This is a genomic window from Actinomycetota bacterium, assembly GCA_014360645.1.
Lineage (GTDB): Bacteria > Actinomycetota > Geothermincolia > Geothermincolales > RBG-13-55-18 > Solincola_B.
In genome coordinates, this window is the sequence record JACIXD010000014.1 from 58,977 (window position 1) to 78,464 (window position 19,488).

A 19,488-nucleotide genomic window follows, 5' to 3' on the forward strand; every position below is an offset into this window, starting at 1 on the left:
CAGCAGCGGAGAAAGCGAGGCGGGATCGGCTCCAGCCTGCCGAATCCGCGGCATAAAAGCCGAGCGGAGATCGCAATGGACCGGATGGAACACATGAGGTGTAATGAGTAAAAGAGATGGCCTCGGCCACGGTGATGGAGGAAGCGGACGCCGCGGGAGGCGGTGGGGCATGGGAGCCCTGAGCGACGCCTTCCGCTTCCTCACCGCGCTGCCCCTCCCTCAACGCCGGGGAGACGAAGGAACGCTGGCGGCGTCGCTGTCGTATTTTCCCTTGGTGGGAGCGGTTATCGGAGGCGCCCTGGTGCTCACGGACTGGGCGTGCGGCCTGGCCTTCCCCCGCGCGACCCATTTCCTCTCCGCCGCCCTGGTGCTGGCGGTCTATGCCTTCCTCACGGGCGGGTTACACCACGACGGCCTCATGGACGTCGCCGACGCTTTCTGGGGGAGGAGGTCGCGGGAGGAGAGGCTGCGCATCATGAAGGACGCGCGAGCAGGGGCCCTTGGCGTGACCGCCGTGGTGCTCTTTCTGCTGGTGGAGCTGGCCGCGCTATACGCCCTTCCCGCGCACGTGGATGCTTCCCCGGGGCGCCTGCGCTGGGCAGCGCTCCTGTCTTTCCCGGTGTTGGGGAGGTGGATGATGTGCTACCTCTGCGTGCGTTTTCCCTACGCGCGCGAGGAGGGCACGGGCGCGGTCTTCGTCAAGGAGGCCGCATATTCCAGCCTGGCGCCAGCGAGTGCGCTCACCCTGGCCGTGCTGGCGGGATGTTTCGTTTTTTTGGCCTGCGTTCCCATGCTCATCGCGGCGCTCTCCATCCTCGCCCTTGCCTTCGCCGAGGCGTCGGGAGGGTATTTCATGCGCGCCCTGGGGGGGGTCACCGGTGACTGCGTGGGGGCGGCGGCCATGTTCTGCGAGGCGCTCGTACTGCTGTTGCTGGCCAGCCGCCTACCGGAACTGCTCCTCTGAACGGGGAAGCCCCGGACAGGGGACATTTTTTCTCTGCGGGGGCTGTCACGGGTCCGGAAGCGTAAGCGCAAGCAAGACCCTCGCATCGCGGAGATCGCGGTGGGGGGGGCAGAAGCGGCCTGAACAGGAGAAAGAGGGACATGGTGCGCGGAAGAAGGTGCGTAGCGCAACGCCGGCCTCGCCCGGCGGCTACGGAAAGGTGAGGTGGTGATGGGGCGCGCGGAAGAGCTCGAGCGCGGAAGATCTCGGCGCATCGCCGCCGCCTTCGCCCTGGACGCCCTCCTGGGGGATCCCGAGGGATACCCCCACCCCGTGCGCGTCATGGGCGCCTGGGTGGAAAGGCTGGAGCGTCGCCTGGGTCCCCGCGGCGCGGATGACCGCGGGGCACGCCTGCGCGGCTGTTTGCTGGCGGCCCTGGTGGCGGGCGGGAGCTGGGCGGCGGGACGTGCCTTGCTGGCGGGGCCCTGGCCGGGGGCAACGGAGACGCTGCTCCTGTACACCGCGTTTGCATGGAAGGACCTGGAAAGAAGCGCCCTGAAGGTAGCGGAGGCGCTGGAGAGGGGAGAGGTGGAGGCGGCGAGGTCCCGCCTGCGCGCGCTGGTGGGGAGGGACACGGAGGCGCTGGACGAGGGCGGGATCTGCCGGGCGGCGGTGGAGTCGGTGGCGGAGAACTACTGCGACGGGGTCCTCGCGCCGCTGCTCTGGGCGGCCGTGGGGGGAGCGCCGGCGGCGCTGGCCTTCAAGGCGGTGTCCACCATGGATTCCATGCTCGGCCACAAGGACGAGCGCCACCTCCACCTGGGATGGTGCCCGGCGCGCCTGGACGACCTGGCCGTACTCGTCCCCGCCAGGATCTCCCTTCCCCTCATCTGGCTGTCCGCCCTGGCCTGCGGCCTTGACGCCGGGGCGGCCTGGAGGATAGGGATCAGGGACCGCAGGCGGCACGCCAGCCCCAACAGCGCCTACCCCGAGGCGGCCTTCGCCGGGGCCCTGGGGCTGGAGCTTGGGGGCGAGGTGGCCTACCGCGGAGAGACGTACCGGTATCCGACCATCGGCGAGGGGTCCAGGGAGGCCACTCCGGCGCACCTGCGGGAGGCGTTGAGGCTGCTGCGGGCGGCCTCGCTGCTGGGGCTGTGCCTGGCAATGGCGCTGGCATGGTGGAAGGAGAGAGGAGGGGGAGGAGCGTGAGGGAGGGATTTCCCGCCCATGGCGGCGACCTGGAGTGGGCCGCGGAGCGCTACGGCCTCGACCCCCGGGATTTCCTGGACTTCAGCTCCAACCTGAACCCGCTGGGCCCTCCGGAGCGGGCCCTGGAGGCGGCGCGCGCCGCCCTGCGGGAGGTCGGCCGCTACCCCGAGCCGGACGCGGACAGGCTGAAGGCGGCCTTGGCCCGCTTCCTGGACCTTGACCGGAGGCTGCTCGTGCTGGGCAACGGGTCGAGCGAGCTCATCCACCACCTCTCACGTTGCGTGCTCTCGGAGGCGTTCCCCGCCGCCGGAGAGGTCGGACCGGGGGGCGGGGGAGCGGGGCGGCCGCCGGGTAGGGCGAGGGTGACGGTGGCGGTCCCCGCCTTCGGGGAATACGAGCGGGCGGCGCGCATCGCAGGCGCGGAGCCGTCCTTTCACGCGCTGCTGCCCGGTGACGGCTTTTCCCTGCGGCCGGAAACCCTTGCGGAGGAGGCAGCCCGCTCGCGGCTCACCTTCTTCTGTAACCCGGCCAGCCCCACGGGCAGGCTCTACCGCAGGAAGGAACTTCTGCCCGTCCTCGAGGCCTGCCGCGCTGCAGGAGGCATCCTGGTGGTGGACGAGAGCTTCATGTCCTTCTGTCCTCCGGGAGAGGCGGAGGAAGCCACCCTCCTCGAACACGCGGGGGAGGAGGGGCTTGCGGTGCTCTCCACCCTCACCAAGGTCTTCGCCCTGGCGGGACTGCGCGGCCCCGGATGGCTGGCGGGCCCCGAGGCCCTGATCTCGTACCTCGAGGAGAGGGCGGTGCCCTGGCGGGTCAACGTGGCGGCGGAGGCCGCGGCCATGGCCTCGCTGGAGGACGAGGGCTTCCTGGCGGAGACGCGCGCCGCGGTGGCGAGCTGGAGGGAGGAGCTGGCGGAAGGGCTCGCGGCCGCCGGCCTGTTCCACGTCTTCCCCTCGCGCACCAACTTCATCCTCCTGCGCCTCACCGGTGCGGAGGAGCGGGCGCGCGAGCTGGTGGACGCGCTGGGAAGGAGGGGGATACTGGTGCGCGACTGCGGGAACTTCCGGGGGCTGGGAGAGGGCTTTCTGCGGGTGGCGGTAAAGAGGCCGGAGGAGAACCGCCGCCTCCTGCGGGCGTTGGAGGAGGCGGCGGGGGAGCTGAAGATCCCCTGAGGGCGCCTTTCGCGGATAGACCTTCCGCCGTCCGCGCCGGCAGGGAGGCCGGGCGACCGCTCCGAAGGCCTGCCTCGCCGGAGCGCAGGAGACGCTTTTTGTGAGCGCGGCCACGGGAGGGAGCGGCTCCCGCGCGGTAACGGGAAAGCGGCGGAGGAGAAGGAAAGAAAAGGAAAGGAAAGAAGGAAGACGGGAAGGAGGAGCGATGCTGCGCAAAAGATCACTGCTGACGGTCCTGGCGTTGTGTATCCTGGCCGCGTCCCTGCTGTCGGGGTGTGGAGGATCGGAGAAAAAGGGGGAGGAGAGGAGCCCCGGCGTCTTCACCGACGACCTGGGGCGGGAGGTGACCCTGGAGGAAGCTCCCTCGCGTATAGTCTCCGTATCGCCAGCCTGCACCGAGATCCTCTTCGCCCTCGGGCTGGGCGACAAGGTGGTCGGGGTCACAGAATACTGCGACTATCCCGAGGAGGCGCTGGAGAAGGAGAAGATCGGCACCTTTACCACCCCCAGCCTCGAAGCCATCGTGGCCCTGAATCCGGACCTGGTGCTGGCCACTGGCGGCGTGCAGGCGGAGGTGCTGGGGCGCATGGAGGAGCTGGGACTCACCGTCTATGCCGTCAACCCCACCACCTTCGACGAGACCCTGGCCACCATCCTGGAGGTGGGCGAGATCACCGGCACCACGCGGCGCGCCGAAGAGATCGTCACCGACATGAACCAGAGAGCGGTGGAGGTGGCCCGGCGGGTGAACGAGATGGAGGCCCGAGGCAAGGCTAGGCCCCGCGCCTTCTTCGAGATCTACTATGAGAACAACGTGTGGACGGTGGGGAAGGGGAGCATCATCTCCAACCTCATCCGCCTGGCGGGGGGAGAGAACATCGGGGACATGGAGTCAGGCGACTACTACGAGTTCAGCGTGGAGGCGCTCATGTCCCAGAACCCGCAGGTCTACCTGGTGGGAAGCGGGTCCATGTTCGAACCCGGAGACATCACCTCCCGCCCGGGTTGGGACCGCATGGACGCGGTGCGGGACGGCAGGGTCTATGTCATCGAGGAGAACCTGCTCTACCGCACGGGGCCGCGGCTCATCGACGGCCTCGAGGCCATTCACGCGGCCCTCTACCCGGAGGATTGAGCGCGCCGCGCGGCGGTGATGCGCGAAGGGCCCGGCATGGCGGCAAGGTGAAAGCGGGAAGGACGTGGAAGAGGTAGCGGGGGTGACGGGAAGGCTGGCCGCGCTGCGCCGCCGCCGCGTGGCGGTGCTTACCTGTCTGGCGCTGGCCATGCTGGCGGCAGTGATCGTGGCCGTGGCCCTGGGTGCGGTGTACGTCCCCCTCGCCACCTCCTTCCGCATCGTGCTCTCCCGCCTGCCGTTGCTGGGCAGGATGGTGGAGGCCACCTGGACGCCCACCCAGGAGACCATCATCGTCTCGGTGCGCCTGCCGCGCGTGCTGCTGGCCCTGCTGGTGGGCATGGGACTGGCCTTGGCCGGAGCAATCTTCCAGGGCCTTTTCCGCAACCCCATGGCCGATCCCAGCATCATCGGGTCCTCCCAGGGGGCGGCGCTGGGGGCCACCGTAGCCTTCTTCTTCGGCATCAAGGCGGGGCTGGGAGGCCTCACCTCCGTCCCCCTCTTCGCCTTCGCGGGGTCGCTGCTGGCGGTGCTGGCGGTCTACGCCATCGCCAGGGTGGGAGGCCGCGCCTCCATCGCCTCCCTGCTGCTGGTGGGCATCGCGCTCTCCTCGTTCCTGGCCTCCATCGTCTCCCTGCTCATGGTGGTGAGCGAGGACCGCATGCACAACATCTTTTTCTGGCTCATGGGCGGGCTGGGCACCGGCAACTGGGACATGGTGCTGGCGGTGCTCCCCTTCATCGCCGTGGGGGCGGCCGCCGCCCTGCTCCTGGCCCGCGACCTCAACCTGCTCATGCTGGGGGAGGAGAGGGCGGCGCAGCTCGGCCTGGAGACGGAGCGCTTCAAGTGGACGATGATCGCGGTGGCCTCCCTGGTGGTGGGGGCCGCCGTCTCGGTGTCGGGGATCATCGGTTTCGTGGGGCTGATGACTCCCCACATCGTGCGCCTGCTCACCGGCCCGGATCACCGCTTCCTCATCCCGGGCTCCATTCTGGGGGGAGGGCTCTTCCTGGTGCTCGCCGACACCCTGGCGCGAACGGTCATCGCCCCCAACGAGCTGCCGGTGGGCATCGTCACCGCCTTTTTCGGGGCTCCCTTCTTCATCTACCTGCTCAGGCGCAGCCGGCAGCAGACGGCCTGAAGCCGGGGAGGGGTGATGGCCATGGAATGGAAGACACTGGAAGCCAGGGACCTGCACGCCGCCTACCGCGAGGCGGAGGTGGTCTCGGGACTCAACCTCACTTTAAGGTCGGGGGACTTCATCGGCATCATCGGACCCAACGGTTCGGGGAAGACCAGCTTCCTCCGGGTCCTGTCGCGGGCCCTCCGGCCCAGGAAGGGGGTGGTGCTCCTGGGCGGCGAGGACCTCTACCGCCTGCCGGCACGGGAGGCGGCACGCAACCTCGCCCTGGTCCCCCAGGAGACAGCGGCCTCCTTCGCCTTCACCGCCCTGGAGGTGGTGCTCATGGGGAGGAACCCCCACCTCGGACGCCTGCGGGCGGCGGGACCGCGCGACCTGGAGAAGGCGCGGCTGGCCATGGAGCGGGCCAACGTCTGGCACCTGGCCGACCGCCCGGTGACCGAGCTCTCGGGAGGGGAGCGCCAGCGGGTGATCATCGCCCAGGCCCTGGCCCAGGACACCGGCCTGCTGCTCCTGGACGAGCCCACTCAGCACCTGGATATCAGCCACCAGCTCTCCCTTCTGGAGCTGCTGGCGGAGATGTGCAGGCGGGGGCTTGCCGTGGTCATGGTCATGCACGACCTCAACCTGGCCTCCCAGTACTGCGACCGCCTGCTGGTCATGAAGGGAGGCAGGGAATACATGCGCGGCACTCCCGAAGAGGTGCTCAACGCCGCCATGCTGCAGGAGGTGTTCGGGGTGGGTGCCATCGTCACCCGTCACGCGGTGACCGAGAGGCCCCAGGTGGTCTTCCTTCCGGGGAGCGGAGGTTCCCCCGTTACCGGACCCCGGGTCCACCTCATCTGCGGCGGAGCCAGCGGCGCCTCCCTCATGCGCGAGCTGCTGGAGGCGGGCTGCTATCTCACTGCGGGCGCCCTCAACCGGGGAGACGGCGACGAGGAGGTGGGGCGGGCCCTGGAGATCCCCATGGCCGTGGAGGCCCCCTTCAGCCGCATCTCCGAGGACACGCACCGCGCCAACCTGGACCTGGTGGAGAGGGCCGAGGTGGTGGTGGTGACCGACCTCTACGTGGGGCCGGGCAACCTCTTGAACCTGGAGGCGGCGCGCGAGGCGCTGCGGGCGGGGAAACGCGTCTTTCTATTCTCGCCCCGTCCCATCGAGGAGCGGGACTACACCGGGGGCGCCGCCGCCGAGCTATACCGGCTCCTGCGCGAGGAGGGCGCCTGGGAGACCGCGGACCGCGGCGAGCTGGTGGCGCTGGTCACGGGGGTGAAGGCGGGTTGAGCCGCGCGCAGGGCCTGGCCGGATGCCTCATGCTCCAGGGCACCTCCTCCCACGTAGGGAAGAGCGTGCTCGCGGCAGCCCTGTGCCGCATCTTAAGGGATGACGGCATACGCGTGGCTCCCTTCAAGAGCCAGAACATGTCCCTGAACTCCTACGTCACGCGGGAGGGCGGGGAGATGGGGCGCGCCCAGGTGCTCCAGGCACAAGCCGCGGGGATAGAGCCCCACACGGACATGAACCCCGTGCTTCTCAAGCCGTCGGCGGGAGGGAAGATGCAGGTGGTGCTGGAGGGAAGACCCGTGGGGCATTACTCGGCCGGGGAATACGGCGAGCTGCTCCCGGAGCTGCTGCCGGCGGTGCTGGCGGCGCTGCGGAGGCTGCGCCGGGACTTCGAGGTGGTGATCATGGAGGGAGCGGGGAGCCCCGCGGAGATCAATCTCGCCGACCGCGATATCGCCAACATGCGCATGGCCGTGGCCGCGGAAGCCCCGGTGATTCTGGTGGGCGACATCGACCGCGGGGGCGTCTTCGCCTCCCTGGTGGGAACCCTTGAGCTCCTCCCATGGAGGGAGCGCCGCCTGGTCTCTGGCTTCATCATCAACAAGTTCCGCGGCGATTTCGGCCTCCTGGAGGGCGGGCTCTCGTGGCTGGAGTCGCGGACCGGGCGCCCGGTGCTGGGGGTGGTGCCCTACCTGTACGACCTCGGCCTCGAGGAGGAGGATTCCGTGAGCCTGGACGAGGCCCGGGCGGCAGCCCGCGCGGAAGGGGAAGAGGAGGGGGAAGAGGAAGGAGATGCGCTGGACATCGCGGTGATCCGCCTCCCCCATATCTCCAATGCCACCGACTTCGAGCCCCTGGAGCGAGAGAGAGGGGTGCGGGTGCGTTTCGTGCGCGGCCCTGCCCGGCTGGGCAGGCCGGACGCGGTGATCGTCCCCGGCACCAAGAGCACCGTCCACGATCTGGCGTGGCTGCGGGAGAGCGGCCTCGCCTCCCGTATAGCGGGCTTGGCGGAATCGGGGGTCCCGTTGATCGGCATATGCGGTGGTTACCAGATGTTGGGAGAGAGCATCGTGGACCCGGAGGGGGTGGAGTCCGCGGAAGAAAAGGCGGCGGGCCTGGGCCTCCTGCCCCTGGTGACGGTCTTCGGCGGGGAGAAGAGCACCCACCGCGTGAAGGCCCGGGCGGCGAGGGATATCCCCCTCCTGGGGCTCGATGCCGCCTCGCCCCCGTTCTCCGGCTACGAGATCCACATGGGACGCTCTTACCTCCCGGTACGTCCTCCCCTGCGCATCGTGGAGCGGGACGGCGCGGCTGTGGAGGCGGGCGAAGGGGCGATGCGCGAGGACCTGCCGGTGTTCGGGTGCTATCTCCACGGCCTCTTCGAGAACCCATGTGTGCGCGAGGGTTTCCTGGCCGCCCTGGAGAGGCGGCGCGGGCTGCGGGCGCGGGGTCCCCGACGGGGGCGGGACTGGGATACGCTGCGCGAGGAGAGCCTGGACCGCCTGGCCCGCGCGGTGCGGGAGTCCCTGCGCATGGATCTGGTCTACCGCCTCTCGGGCTTGGCCCGCGCCTGAGGGGCCGGCGCCGGCCTGGAGGGGCCATCCGCGAGGGGGCGCAGTGCGGGGGCTCCGGGCGGCCCGCACGGTTCCGGAACTCTCACCCCGGGGACTCGCCGCGCCGGAAAGGAGGTCCTACCGGCGCCGCGCCGGGGGCGCATGTTGTGATCGGGTCCCTGCCGCCGCCCTCGAGCACGTTCTCTGGAGGCCGCGCGAAGAGGCAGAGCGAAGAGGTACAATATACACATTCCTATATTATGTATAAGTAGTGCGTGTGGACCTGCGCTATGATGGAGGTCGGGGGCGCACGTGTTCGACGCCGCTGGATGAGCCCAAAGGCCCGTTCCCGCACGGTCTCTCCGTCGGCCCGGGGCAGGATGCAGGGGAGTGGGCGTAGAAGGATTGCTCGGGATCGGAAAAGCGGAAAGACGCGGCAGGCCCGGGGGTCGGCGGGGCGGGGCGAGCTCTCGTATCCGGGGGGCGCGGGCAAGCGCCGGTGACGGCCTCATCGGGACACGCCGCGCCTCTCCGGGTCGGCGGGTGGAGGAGTTGGCATGACCAGGACGCAGCAGCAGAGGATGAAGCGGCGCCGCCAGAGGCGGCAGTCGTTGTTCCTGGCGGTGGTTTGCGCCCTCGTCCTGGGGCTGGTCTTTGCGGTGTTTTCCCTCACCTCCGGGCGCTATCCCGGGGAGGGAGGCGGCGAAAGCCTGGCGGCGGAGACGGCGGGGGTGACTGCGGAGGCCCCCGCCGTCTCCCTGCAGGAGGCGGAAAGGCCGGAGGACCTCTCCCTGACACTGGGCCTGGGGGGAGACGTGGCCTTCGAGGCCGGTAGATCGGCGGCGTTTCAGACGGCGGGGATCGCTTCCCCGTGGGAGGGGATCCGGTCTTTCCTTGAGCGGCACGACCTGAACGTGGTGAGCCTGGAGAGCCCCCTTTGCCGGGGTGGAAGCCCCAATCCCGACCAGCCCTCCCTCTGCCTGCGCGGGGACATCTCCGGCGCGGCCTCCATGGCCGCGGCGGGGGTGAGCGCGGTGTGCATGGCCAACGACCACGTCATGGATTACGGCGCCCGGGGGCTGGAGGAGACCCTCAACCTCCTGCGGGGGGAAAAGGTGGGGGCGTGCGGCGCGGGCTCGGACCGGCGGGCAGCTGGGCAGCCCGTGATGCTCAAGGCTCCCGGGGGAGCCGGCGTGGCGTTGCTCGCCTTCAACGACGTGGGTCCGGGCTCGTACGCGGCGGGCGAGGACAGCCCGGGCGTCAACGCTGTGACCACCCTGGAGGAACTGGGCAACGCGGTGAGCGCCGCCGCGGCGGCAGCCCCCTACGTGGTGGTCTACGTGCACTGGGGCGAGGCGAACAAGAAGGAGATAAGCTCCCGGCAGAGGGAGATCGCATGCGTGTGCGCGCGGGCAGGGGCGGACCTAGTGGTCGGCTGCCACCCCCATTTCATGCAGGGGGTGGAGGTGGTGGAGGGGACCCCGGTCATCTATTCGCTGGGAGGCCTCGTCTACGGGACGGGGAGCGGGGCCGAAGGGGGGCTTCTGGCGAGCTGTCGTTTCGAGGACGGCTACCTGCGGAGCGTTGACCTCTACCCTGTGCGGTGCGGGGAAAGAGGCGCCGTTCTGCTGGCGGACGAAGAGGCAGACGAGGTCCTCGCGGGCTTGGTCGCATCCTCTCCCGGCATCGGCCTGCGCGTCTCCCCCGGCGGATCCGTCCGCCTGGAGCCCAGGTGAGGAACGGGCCCTCGACCTTCCATGGGGGCGAGGCGGCGGAGAGATGAGGCTGGAAAAAGAGCGCTACATCGTCCTGCGCAGGGTGGAGGAGACGGTGCGCTCCCGAGGTATGGTGGAGGCCGGCGACCTGGTGCTGGTGGCCGTCTCCGGGGGAGCCGATTCCCTGGTGCTCCTCGACGCCATGGCCCTCCTCGCGGAGGACCTCGGCGTGTCGCTGGGCGTGGTGCACGTTGACCACGGCGTGCGGCCGTGCTCCGGCGAGGATGCCTCCTTCGTACGGGAGGTGGCGGAACACTACCGCCTTCCCTGCCACGTGGAGAGGATCGAGGCGGTTGGCGGGAAGGGCGGAAAGAGCCCGGAGGAATGGCTGCGGGAGGAACGCTACCGTATTTTCCGCAGCCTGATCGAGGAGACGGGCGCCCGCCGCCTCGCCACCGGCCATACCGCCGACGACAGGGTGGAGACCTTCCTCCTGCGCATTTTAGCGGGGGCGGGCCCGAGGGGACTCGCCTCCATCCCCCCCGTGCGCGGACCTTACGTGAGGCCGCTCATCGGGGTGTGGCGCAGGGAGGTGGAGGAATACGCCCGTTTTCTGCCCTTCGAGCCCCGCCTTGACCGGAGCAACCTGGACCTCTCCATCCCCCGCAACCGCGTGCGGCACGAGCTGCTGCCGCTGCTCGAGGGGCGTTACAACCCGGCGGTGAAACGCACCCTGCTGGCCGAGGCGGAGATGTTCTCGGAGGTGGCGGAAGCGCTGGCCGGCCGCACGGACGAGGCCCGGGCGCGTGTGGTGCGGGAGGAAGGGGGAGCTATGCTGCTGGACGTGGAGGCCGCGCGCGCCCTGGAGGTGGCCACCCTGAGGGAGGTCATCGCGGGGATGCTGCGCGGACTGGGGCGCGATCCCGAGTTCCGCTTGGTGGAGGACATCCGCCTCAAGTTGCTGGAAGGTGATGGAAACCCGTCCCTGGAGCTTGGAGGCGGGCTCGAGGCCCGCCGGTCCTACGGGCTGGTCCGCATGGGACCTGTGGAAGCCGTGCCGGAGGCGCCGTGGGCGGAGATCCCGGGCGAGGGCATATATCCCCTGGGCGGTTCCGGCCTCACCCTCAAGGTGGCCTTCAAAGAATGGCGCGGAGGCGACCCTGGCCGGGAGGCCCCCGGAGGGGAAAAGGCCTGGCTCGACGCCGACCTGCTGCGCTTCCCGCTGCTGGTGCGGGGCGTCCGCCCCGGCGACCGCTTCCACCCCTTGGGGGCCCCGGGACGGCGCAAGCTGCAGGATTTTCTCGTGGACCTGAAGGTCCCCCGCGAGAGGCGCCGGGAGGCCCTGGTGCTGGAGTCGGGGGGCGAGATCGCCTGGGTGATGGGGCTGCGTATCGACGAGAGGTTCAGGGTGCGGGAGGGCACGCGGAGGGTGGCGGAGCTAGAGGTCGCGGGCCTGACCGACTCCCGGGGCCCGCGTGGGCGTTGAGCCGTCGGCGAGTCAGCCCCCGGCCGGGTCGCCCCCGCGCGGCGCCCCCACTCTGGATCGTGGACGGCAGGCCTTCACCCGTGACGCGGCCTCCGCCGCGGGAGACGGTTCAGCGTCAGGGCACCCGGGACGATAAAATATGAGGTCGGGATAGGTTGTGACCGGCCGCGCGTTCCCCGAGCCGCGCGGCGCGGGCGGAGACGGGGGCCGGAGAGGGTGCCGGCCCAGGGGGGCGGCAGGGTAGTGGCGGCCGGCGTAGGAGGTTACCCGTGCTCCCGGGGCCTCGAGGAGGATGGGGGGATGATGGAAGACAAGAAGGCGGCGAGGGTGCTCATAAGCGAGGAGGAGATAAGGCGGCGCACGGCGGAGCTGGCGCGCGAGATCACTCGTGATTACGCCGGGCGCGAGCTGGTGATGGTGGGCGTCCTCAAGGGGGCCTTCGTGTTCCTCGCCGACCTCGCGCGGCAGGTGGAGCTGCCGTTGGAGATAGATTTCGTCGCCGTGTCCAGCTACGGGGCGGACACCAGGTCCTCGGGCGTGGTGAGGATCATCAAGGACCTTGACCTGGACATCTCTGACAAGCACGTGCTGCTGGTGGAGGACATCGTGGACACCGGCCTCACCCTCAAATACCTCGTCGGCCTCCTCGAGGAGAGGGGTCCGGCCTCGGTGGAGATATGCGCCTTGCTCAACAAGCCGGAGGCGCGTAAGGTTGGTCTTGAGGTGAAGTACAGCGGCTTCGACGTGCCGCCGCTGTTCGTGGTCGGCTACGGGCTGGACCACGCCGAGCGGTTCCGCCAGCTGCCCTATGTGGGTGTGCTGGAGGATGTGGAAGGAAGTGGAAAAGAGAGTTGAACACCGGCAATAAACGTCTATGGAGGACGGCCATCTTCTACCTCATCATCGTCTTCGTGGTCATCCTCGTCTGGACCAAGTCCCCCAGCATCTTCGGCAACGACCGCACCCGCGACCTGAGCTGGTTCGAGGACCGGCTCAAGGCGGGGGAGATCGCCAGCGTGACCATCAAGGACAAGGACCACAAGGTGCAGGGGACCCTGACCACGGGAGAGGAGTACGAGGCCAGTTTCCCCGCCGACTACACCGGTGAGCTGGTGAAGGAGATCAACGAGTACCGCTCCTACGCCACCTCCGAGGACCCAGAGCTGGCGCAGAAGTACGCCGCCTACCGCAACCTGGAGGTCAAAGTGGACGCCCAGGGCGGCTTCGATTTTCTGGGCATGGTGCTCAACCTCCTCCCTTTCATCCTGGTCATCGTGCTCTTCTTCTTCCTCTTCCAGCAGATGCAGGGGGGAGGAAGCAAGGTGATGTCCTTCGGCAAGAGCCGCGCCAAGGTGATGACCAAGGAGCAGACCAAGGTCACCTTCAAGGACGTGGCGGGCGTGGACGAGGCGGTGGAGGAGCTGCGGGAGATAAGGGATTTCCTGGCCAACCCGGCGAAGTTCCAGGCCCTGGGGGCCAAGATACCCAAGGGCGTGCTCCTCTACGGCCCCCCGGGCTCGGGCAAGACGCTGCTCGCGCGCGCCGTGGCGGGCGAGGCGGGGGTGCCGTTCTTCTCCATCTCCGGCTCCGATTTCGTGGAGATGTTCGTGGGCGTGGGTGCCTCACGCGTTCGCGATCTCTTCGAGCAGGCCAAAGCCTCCGCCCCGGCTATCATCTTCATGGACGAGATCGACGCTGTGGGGCGCCATCGCGGGGCCGGGCTGGGGGGCGGTCACGACGAGCGCGAGCAGACCCTCAACCAGCTCCTGGTGGAGATGGACGGCTTCGACATGAAGACCGGGGTCATCCTCATCGCCGCCACCAACCGTCCCGACATCTTGGATCCCGCCCTGCTCAGGCCCGGACGCTTCGACCGCCAGATCGTGGTGGACCGCCCGGACCTCAAGGGGCGCATCGATATCTTGAAGGTGCATACGCGGGACAAGCCCCTGGCCGAGGACGTGGACCTGGAGGTGCTTGCGCGGCGCACCCCCGGTTTCACCGGCGCCGACCTCGCCAACCTGGTAAATGAGGCGGCCCTCCTCTCCGCACGGCACGGCAAGAAGAAGCTGGACATGGAGGAGATGGAGGAGGCCATAGACCGCGTGGTGGCTGGGCCGGAGCGGCGCACCCGCCTCATCAGCGACAAGGAGAAGGAGATCATCGCCTATCACGAGACGGGGCACGCCCTGGTGGCCCATGAGCTGCCCAACGCCGACCCCGTGCACAAGATCTCCATCATCCCCAGGGGCCAGGCCCTGGGTTATACCCTCACCCTCCCCACCGAGGACAAGTACCTGGTCACCAAGTCGGAGCTGGTGGACGAGCTGGCCATGCTCCTGGGGGGGCGGGTGGCGGAAGAGATGGTCTTCGGGGAGCTCACCACCGGGGATCAGAACGACATCGAGAAGGCCACCAAGCTGGCGCGCAAGATGGTGTGCGAGTTCGGCATGAGCGAACGGCTCGGCCCCCTGACCCTGGGACAGAAACAGGGCGAGGTCTTCCTGGGCCGCGACCTCTACACCCACCAGGACTACAGCGACCAGATCGCCTACGAGATCGACAAGGAGGTCAGGCGGCTGGTGGACGAGGCCTACGCGCGCGCCGAGGATATCCTGAAGCGCAACCGGGAGCGGCTGGATACCATAGCCCGCACCCTCATCGAGCGCGAGACCCTGGAAAAGGAGGAGCTCCTCGCCCTCCTGGAGGGGCGTGAGGGCGGCCCGGCCAGGGATGCTCCGGATGGCCTCCCTCAGCCCGACGGTCCCGCCCAGCCGGAGGTGGCGGCGAGGCCGCCCAAGCCCATCAAGGGAAGACCCCTCCCGCAGCCGGAATAGAGCCGCCGCTCCCCGCGGGAAAGGGCCGGCGCACGGGGCGGGAGAAAAGAGGCGGAGCAGAGGGGTCGAGGAAGGGTTTTTTCGGAGATGGAGAGCAGGGAACGGGGACAGGCGCGGAAGCAGACGGCGGGAGAGGACGCGGATCGGGCGCTGGACATCTACTCACGGATCATCGGCTGCCTTCTCTCCCTGGGAAAAGATGCCAGGAAGATGGACAACGCCATCTATTATTCCCCCGAGGGCGCGCCCGTGGAGGTGGTGCTGGGGAAGAGCGGGGAGGAGGCGCTGGTCTCCGTGCTGGACCGCGGTCCCGGGGTTGCCGAGGGGGAGCGGGAGAGGATATTCGAGCGCTTCTACCGCGCTCGGGCCATGCGGGGTCACGGGAGCGCCGGCCTCGGCCTGGGGCTTTTCTTCGCCCGTGAGGTGGTGGAGGCCCACGGTGGCGCCATCTGGTGCGAGCCCCGCGAGGGCGGAGGGTCCGCCTTCCGCTTCACCCTTCCGTGACGGAGGCGGTGATGGGAGCGCATGGCCGGCCAAACGCGTGGCGGCCGCTCATCCCGGACCGCGGGGCGGGGTAAAGGCGCGGGCACGATGCCCGCGTGGCGGGCCCGACCCCGGCATCCGTCCCCGTCACGGACGTGAAGGTGGTCCCCTCACCCCGGGCTCCCTCCGGCGCCTGGGTTATAATAGGCGGGAAAAACCGCGGAACACCGCCGAGGAGGAGGAATTGGACAGAGAGAAGATAAAGCGCGGCGTAAAGCTGATCCTGGAGGGGATCGGGGAGGACCTGGAGAGGGAAGGGCTCAGGGACACCCCCGAGCGCGTCGCCAAGATGTACGAGGAGATCCTCTGGGGCATGGACGTGGAGCCCGCCAGCGTAATCCAGGCCATGTTCATGGAGGAACATGAGGAGATGATCCTGGTAAAGGACATCCCTCTCTATTCCATATGCGAGCACCACCTCATGCCCTTCCTGGGAAAGGCGCACGTGGCCTACATCCCCGGCCCGGAGGGGCAGATAACCGGCATCAGCAAGCTGGCCCGCGTGGTAGACGTGTTCTCCAAGCGCCTGCAGGTGCAGGAGAGGCTCACTACGGACATCGCCGACACCCTGGTGGAGACGCTGCGGCCCCGCGGGGTCATGGTGGTCATCGAGGCGGAGCACCTCTGCATGTCCATGCGGGGAGTGAAGAAGCCGGGCGCCCTCACCGTGACCTCCGCCATGCGGGGGACCTTTCACACCAACGCCGCCTCCCGCGCCGAGGCCATGTCCCTCATACGCCAGAGGAGTTGAGGTGGCGAGATGAGGTACAACCCCCGCCTGCTGGAGGTGGAAGACCTGGCGGAGGCCTACGCACGCCTGGACGAGATAGGGCCCAGCGAGCAGGGGAGGGCCATCATGGCCCCCAAGATGGTCTTCCGCGTGGTGCGCGTGGACGACCTGGACACCAAGGCGGCGAACATCCTCAAGCAGAACATGCTGTCCATCGGTGGGGAGGTGTCTCTTCCCCGCGAGGTCTTCGATTACGGCGGCAAGAAGGTATCCGCGGTCATCTCCGGCAGCCTCAAGCACTACAAGGAGCTCATCTCCAAGCTCAAGCGTCAGCCCTTCGGGCTCAAGGCCCTGGCGGCGGAGCTGGAAAAGGTGCTGCGCCCCGCCTTCGTTCCCGGGGGGAGGGTCCTGAAGCTGGGGGGCAGGGAGTACGACCTTGACCGCCGCACCCTGGTCATGGGGGTGGTCAACGTCACCCCCGATTCCTTCTCCGACGGCGGTCTTTTTCACGACCCCCGCGCCGCCGTGGAGCACGCCCTGCGCCTGGAGGAGGAGGGCGCGGACATCCTGGACATCGGCGGGGAGTCCACCCGGCCGGGTTCGGACTTCGTGACCCTCGACGAGGAGCTGCGCAGGGTCATGCCGGTGCTGGAGGGGATCATGGACCGGGTGGGGATACCGGTCTCCATCGACACCACCAAGGCGGAGGTGGCCAGGCAGGCCTTGGCTGCCGGGTGTGCCATGGTCAACGACATCAGCGCCATGCGCCTCGATCCGGAGATGCCCGGTCTGGTGGCGGACAAGGGGGTGCCGGTGTGCCTCATGCACATGCGCGGCATGCCCAAGGACATGCAGGTGGACCCGCGCTACGACGACGTGGTGGGGGAGATCGCGGCCTTCCTGCGGGAACGCGCGCAGGCGGCGGTGGAGGCGGGGGTGGACCCCTCGGCCATCCTCGTCGATCCCGGGATCGGCTTCGGGAAGACCCTCGAACACAACCTGGAGATCCTGCGACGCCTGGGGGAGTTCCGCTCCCTCGGCTATCCCATCCTCCTGGGCACCTCGCGCAAGAGCTTCATCGGCCGGATACTGGACCTCCCCGAGGACCAGCGGGTAGAGGGCACCGCGGCCAGCGTGGCCTTGGGAATAGCGGGGGGCGCCGATATCGTGAGGGTGCACGACGTCAGGGAGATGGCGCGGGTGGTCCGCGTGACCGACGCCATCCTGGGAAAAGGACGAGGAGAGTGAGGGTTTGGGCAGGGCTCAGAAACTGAAGCAGCAGCGCAAGGAGGAAGAGGAGAGGAAGCGTCTTGAGAAGCGCCGGGAGGCGCGGCGCACGGCGGTGATGGTGGCGGCCTCGCTGCTGACCGTCGCCGCTACCGTGGGCTTGATAATGCTGGTCAACCATCTCAAGAAGAGCGAGGAGAGCAAGGCCTCGCAGCCGCGCATCACCCAGGAGCTGGTGCTCGAGACCACCAAGGGAGAGATAGTGATCGGCCTCTACGGGGAGGACACCCCCCTTACCGTGCAGCACCTGACCGACCTGGTGGGGAAGGGGTTCTACGACGGCCTGAGGTGGTACCGCGTAGAGGATTTCGTGGTGCAGACAGGCAGCCACTACCGTTCGCTGATGGCGGAGTCGGAGGGAGGTGAGCCCGACCAGGATAAGGTCCAGGAAGCGATGATGCGCGACCAGGAGGTGGGGGTGGTCATGGACGAGGTAAAGCACTCCAACCTCAGGGGCGCGGTGGGGATGGCCAAGCCCTCCGACCCCCAGACCCAGCAGCCGCAGGCCAACTCGGCCACCACCGACTTCTATATCCTCAAGCAGGACACCACCTCCCTGGACCCATATTTTACCATATTCGGCCGGGTGACCAGCGGCATGGAGGTGGTCGATTCCCTGGAGACCACCGACGTGCTGGTGAGCGCGACGCTGAGGTGAGCATGGACGCCCCACTGCCGGCGAAGATCGTCATCTTCGGGCTGGAGGTCTTCGCCTACCACGGCTGCACGCCGGAGGAGAAGGAGCGCGGACAGAGGTTCCTCCTGGACCTGGAGGTGGAGTACGACGCCCGCGAGGCTGTGGAGGCCGACGACCTCTCCCGGGCGGTGGACTACGACCGCCTGGCGGCGGAGGTGCACGACCTGGCGGCGCGGGAGAGGTACGACCTCATAGAGACCCTGGCGGCGGAGATCGGCGCCCACGTGATGCGGACCACGCCCGCCCGCCGCGCCCTGGTGAGGGTGCGCAAGCCCGAGGCACCCCTGAGCCGCGAGATGGACTGGGTGGGAGTGGAGATGGGTTTCACCGGGGATGGGGGAAACGCGTAAACGCCGGGTCTACCTGGGCCTGGGGAGCAACCTCGGGGAGCGGGAAAAGAACCTGCTGGCCGCCTTGCGCATGCTCAATGCCCTGGAAGGGATGGTGGTGCGGGAGGTTTCCTCGGTGTACGAGACGGAGCCCTGGGGCGTGGAGGACCAGCCGCGCTTCCTCAACCTGGTGACCCTAGTGGAGAGCGAACGCGATCCCCGCGGCGTACTGGAGGCCTGCCGCGAGGTGGAGCGCGGGCTGGGGCGGGTGAGGGGACGCAGGTGGGGGCCGCGGGTCATCGACGTGGACGTGCTCCTCTACGAGGACCTGGAATGGGAGGACGAGGAGCTGGTGATCCCGCACCCGCTGATGCTGGAGAGGGATTTCGTGATGGTGCCGCTGCTGGAGCTGGGCCCCGGCGGGCTCCCGGCCGGGATAGAGGAGGCGGCGAAGCGCTGGCGGCCGCGGCAGCCGGGGCAGGTCAAAAGGGTGTTCCGCTTCGGTGAGGAGGAATGGCATGGGTGAGCGAGAGGACCGCTTCGTGATCATCGGCGCGGGCAGGGTGGGCACCGCCGTGGGGCACCTCCTGCTGCGCCAGGGCTTGAAGGTGACGGCGGTGGCCTCGCGTAGCGAGGATTCCCTGCGCAGGGCGGCGCGCTTCATCGACGGCGCCCTGCTGACCACCGACGTGGTTAAGGCGGGAAGAAAGGGCAACGCCATCCTCATCACCACCCCCGACGACCTCATCGCCGATACCTGCCTCAGTCTGGTCAGCGGCGGGGCGGTGCACAGGGGTGACCGCGTCCTGCATATGAGCGGCGCCCTGGGGCTGGACGTCCTCGCCTCCGCGGAGGAGGCGGGAGCCAGGACGGCCAGCGTCCACCCCCTGCAGACCTTCGCGGACGTCAGGGGGGCGGTGAAGAGGATCCCCGGCTCGGTGTTCGCGGTGACGGCGCGGGAGGACGCGGCGCGGGATTGGGCGGAGGAGCTGGTGCGCCGCCTGGGAGGAGAGCCGGTGCCGCTGGCGGAGAAGGACAAGACCCTCTATCACATCGGGGCGGTGGTGGCCAGCAACCTCCTGGTGGCCCTGGAACACGCGGCGGAGCTGGTCTACCAGGAGATCGGGGTCGACCACGGCACGGCCCTCAAGGCCCTACTCCCCCTCATCGAGGGCACGGTCTCCAACCTGCGGCGACTGGGGACCGAGGGGGCGCTGACGGGCCCGGTGGCGAGGGGGGACATCGGGGTGGTCCGCCGCCACCTGGAGTGCCTGGAGCGGGAGGAGAGAGAGCTGCTCCTGCGGGTCTATGCCTCCCTTAGCCTGTATGCCCTGGACCTGGCGGAGGCCGGGATGAGCAGATCGCGATGCGAGGAGCTGGAGGAGCTCCTCAGGCATTATCTCTGAGGGCGTTATATGGTAAATATTGTC

At 68.8% G+C, this 19,488-nt stretch carries 18 protein-coding genes; all 18 read left to right on the forward strand.

Annotated elements, in window-relative coordinates; all coding sequences use genetic code 11:
- Window positions 1-169: 169 nt before the first annotated feature.
- The 18 genes from cobS to H5T74_12210 all read left to right on the forward strand — a co-directional run bounded on the left by cobS (window position 170) and on the right by H5T74_12210 (window position 19,464).
- Window positions 170-964, forward strand: a complete 795-nt coding sequence (gene cobS, locus H5T74_12125) for an adenosylcobinamide-GDP ribazoletransferase (GenBank protein MBC7231122.1) — start codon at window positions 170-172, stop codon at window positions 962-964.
- 210 nt (window positions 965-1,174) lie between these two features.
- Entirely contained in the window at window positions 1,175-2,152 is a 978-nt protein-coding gene (gene cobD / locus H5T74_12130; GenBank protein MBC7231123.1) for a cobalamin biosynthesis protein CobD, read from the forward strand.
- Window positions 2,149-3,324 (forward strand): histidinol-phosphate aminotransferase family protein, encoded by a 1,176-nt coding sequence (locus tag H5T74_12135; protein MBC7231124.1) that lies wholly within the window; start codon window positions 2,149-2,151, stop codon window positions 3,322-3,324. The genes cobD and H5T74_12135 overlap by 4 nt, the downstream gene beginning before the upstream one ends.
- 205 nt (window positions 3,325-3,529) lie before the next feature.
- Window positions 3,530-4,459: a cobalamin-binding protein gene (locus tag H5T74_12140; GenBank protein ID MBC7231125.1), complete on the forward strand. Its 930-nt coding sequence runs from the start codon at window positions 3,530-3,532 to the stop codon at window positions 4,457-4,459.
- A gap of 148 nt (window positions 4,460-4,607) precedes the next feature.
- Window positions 4,608-5,597 carry an iron chelate uptake ABC transporter family permease subunit gene (locus tag H5T74_12145; GenBank protein MBC7231126.1) on the forward strand — a complete coding sequence of 330 codons (990 nt, stop codon included), beginning with the start codon at window positions 4,608-4,610 and terminating at the stop codon, window positions 5,595-5,597.
- 15 nt (window positions 5,598-5,612) lie between these two features.
- Entirely contained in the window at window positions 5,613-6,881 is a 1,269-nt protein-coding gene (locus H5T74_12150; GenBank protein MBC7231127.1) for an ABC transporter ATP-binding protein, read from the forward strand.
- A gap of 14 nt (window positions 6,882-6,895) precedes the next feature.
- On the forward strand, window positions 6,896-8,455 hold the full coding sequence (locus H5T74_12155) for a cobyric acid synthase (protein MBC7231128.1): 1,560 nt from the start codon (window positions 6,896-6,898) through the stop codon (window positions 8,453-8,455).
- A 536-nt stretch (window positions 8,456-8,991) separates the two neighbouring features.
- Window positions 8,992-10,170, forward strand: coding sequence for a CapA family protein (locus H5T74_12160; protein MBC7231129.1), 1,179 nt, complete (start codon window positions 8,992-8,994; stop codon window positions 10,168-10,170).
- A gap of 43 nt (window positions 10,171-10,213) precedes the next feature.
- Window positions 10,214-11,635, forward strand: coding sequence for a tRNA lysidine(34) synthetase TilS (gene tilS, locus H5T74_12165; protein MBC7231130.1), 1,422 nt, complete (start codon window positions 10,214-10,216; stop codon window positions 11,633-11,635).
- A 300-nt stretch (window positions 11,636-11,935) separates the two neighbouring features.
- The gene (hpt, locus tag H5T74_12170) at window positions 11,936-12,490 is read left to right on the forward strand and encodes a hypoxanthine phosphoribosyltransferase (GenBank protein MBC7231131.1); all 555 of its coding nucleotides are present in this window, start codon (window positions 11,936-11,938) and stop codon (window positions 12,488-12,490) included.
- Window positions 12,491-12,873: 383 nt separating this feature from the next.
- On the forward strand, window positions 12,874-14,472 hold the full coding sequence (locus H5T74_12175) for an ATP-dependent zinc metalloprotease FtsH (GenBank protein ID MBC7231132.1): 1,599 nt from the start codon (window positions 12,874-12,876) through the stop codon (window positions 14,470-14,472).
- An 87-nt stretch (window positions 14,473-14,559) separates the two neighbouring features.
- On the forward strand, window positions 14,560-14,976 hold the full coding sequence (locus tag H5T74_12180) for a sensor histidine kinase (GenBank protein MBC7231133.1): 417 nt from the start codon (window positions 14,560-14,562) through the stop codon (window positions 14,974-14,976).
- Window positions 14,977-15,148: 172 nt separating this feature from the next.
- On the forward strand, window positions 15,149-15,766 hold the full coding sequence (gene folE / locus H5T74_12185; GenBank protein ID MBC7231134.1) for a GTP cyclohydrolase I FolE: 618 nt from the start codon (window positions 15,149-15,151) through the stop codon (window positions 15,764-15,766).
- Window positions 15,767-15,775: 9 nt separating this feature from the next.
- A complete protein-coding gene (gene folP, locus H5T74_12190) occupies window positions 15,776-16,993 on the forward strand; it encodes a dihydropteroate synthase (protein MBC7231135.1) in 1,218 nt (405 codons plus the stop codon).
- 4 nt (window positions 16,994-16,997) lie between these two features.
- Window positions 16,998-17,690, forward strand: a complete 693-nt coding sequence (locus tag H5T74_12195) for a peptidylprolyl isomerase (GenBank protein ID MBC7231136.1) — start codon at window positions 16,998-17,000, stop codon at window positions 17,688-17,690.
- Window positions 17,691-17,692: 2 nt separating this feature from the next.
- Window positions 17,693-18,079 (forward strand): dihydroneopterin aldolase, encoded by a 387-nt coding sequence (gene folB, locus H5T74_12200; protein ID MBC7231137.1) that lies wholly within the window; start codon window positions 17,693-17,695, stop codon window positions 18,077-18,079.
- Window positions 18,063-18,584 (forward strand): 2-amino-4-hydroxy-6-hydroxymethyldihydropteridine diphosphokinase, encoded by a 522-nt coding sequence (gene folK, locus H5T74_12205; GenBank protein MBC7231138.1) that lies wholly within the window; start codon window positions 18,063-18,065, stop codon window positions 18,582-18,584. The genes folB and folK overlap by 17 nt, the downstream gene beginning before the upstream one ends.
- On the forward strand, window positions 18,577-19,464 hold the full coding sequence (locus H5T74_12210) for a DUF2520 domain-containing protein (GenBank protein ID MBC7231139.1): 888 nt from the start codon (window positions 18,577-18,579) through the stop codon (window positions 19,462-19,464). The genes folK and H5T74_12210 overlap by 8 nt, the downstream gene beginning before the upstream one ends.
- Window positions 19,465-19,488: the final 24 nt, after the last annotated feature.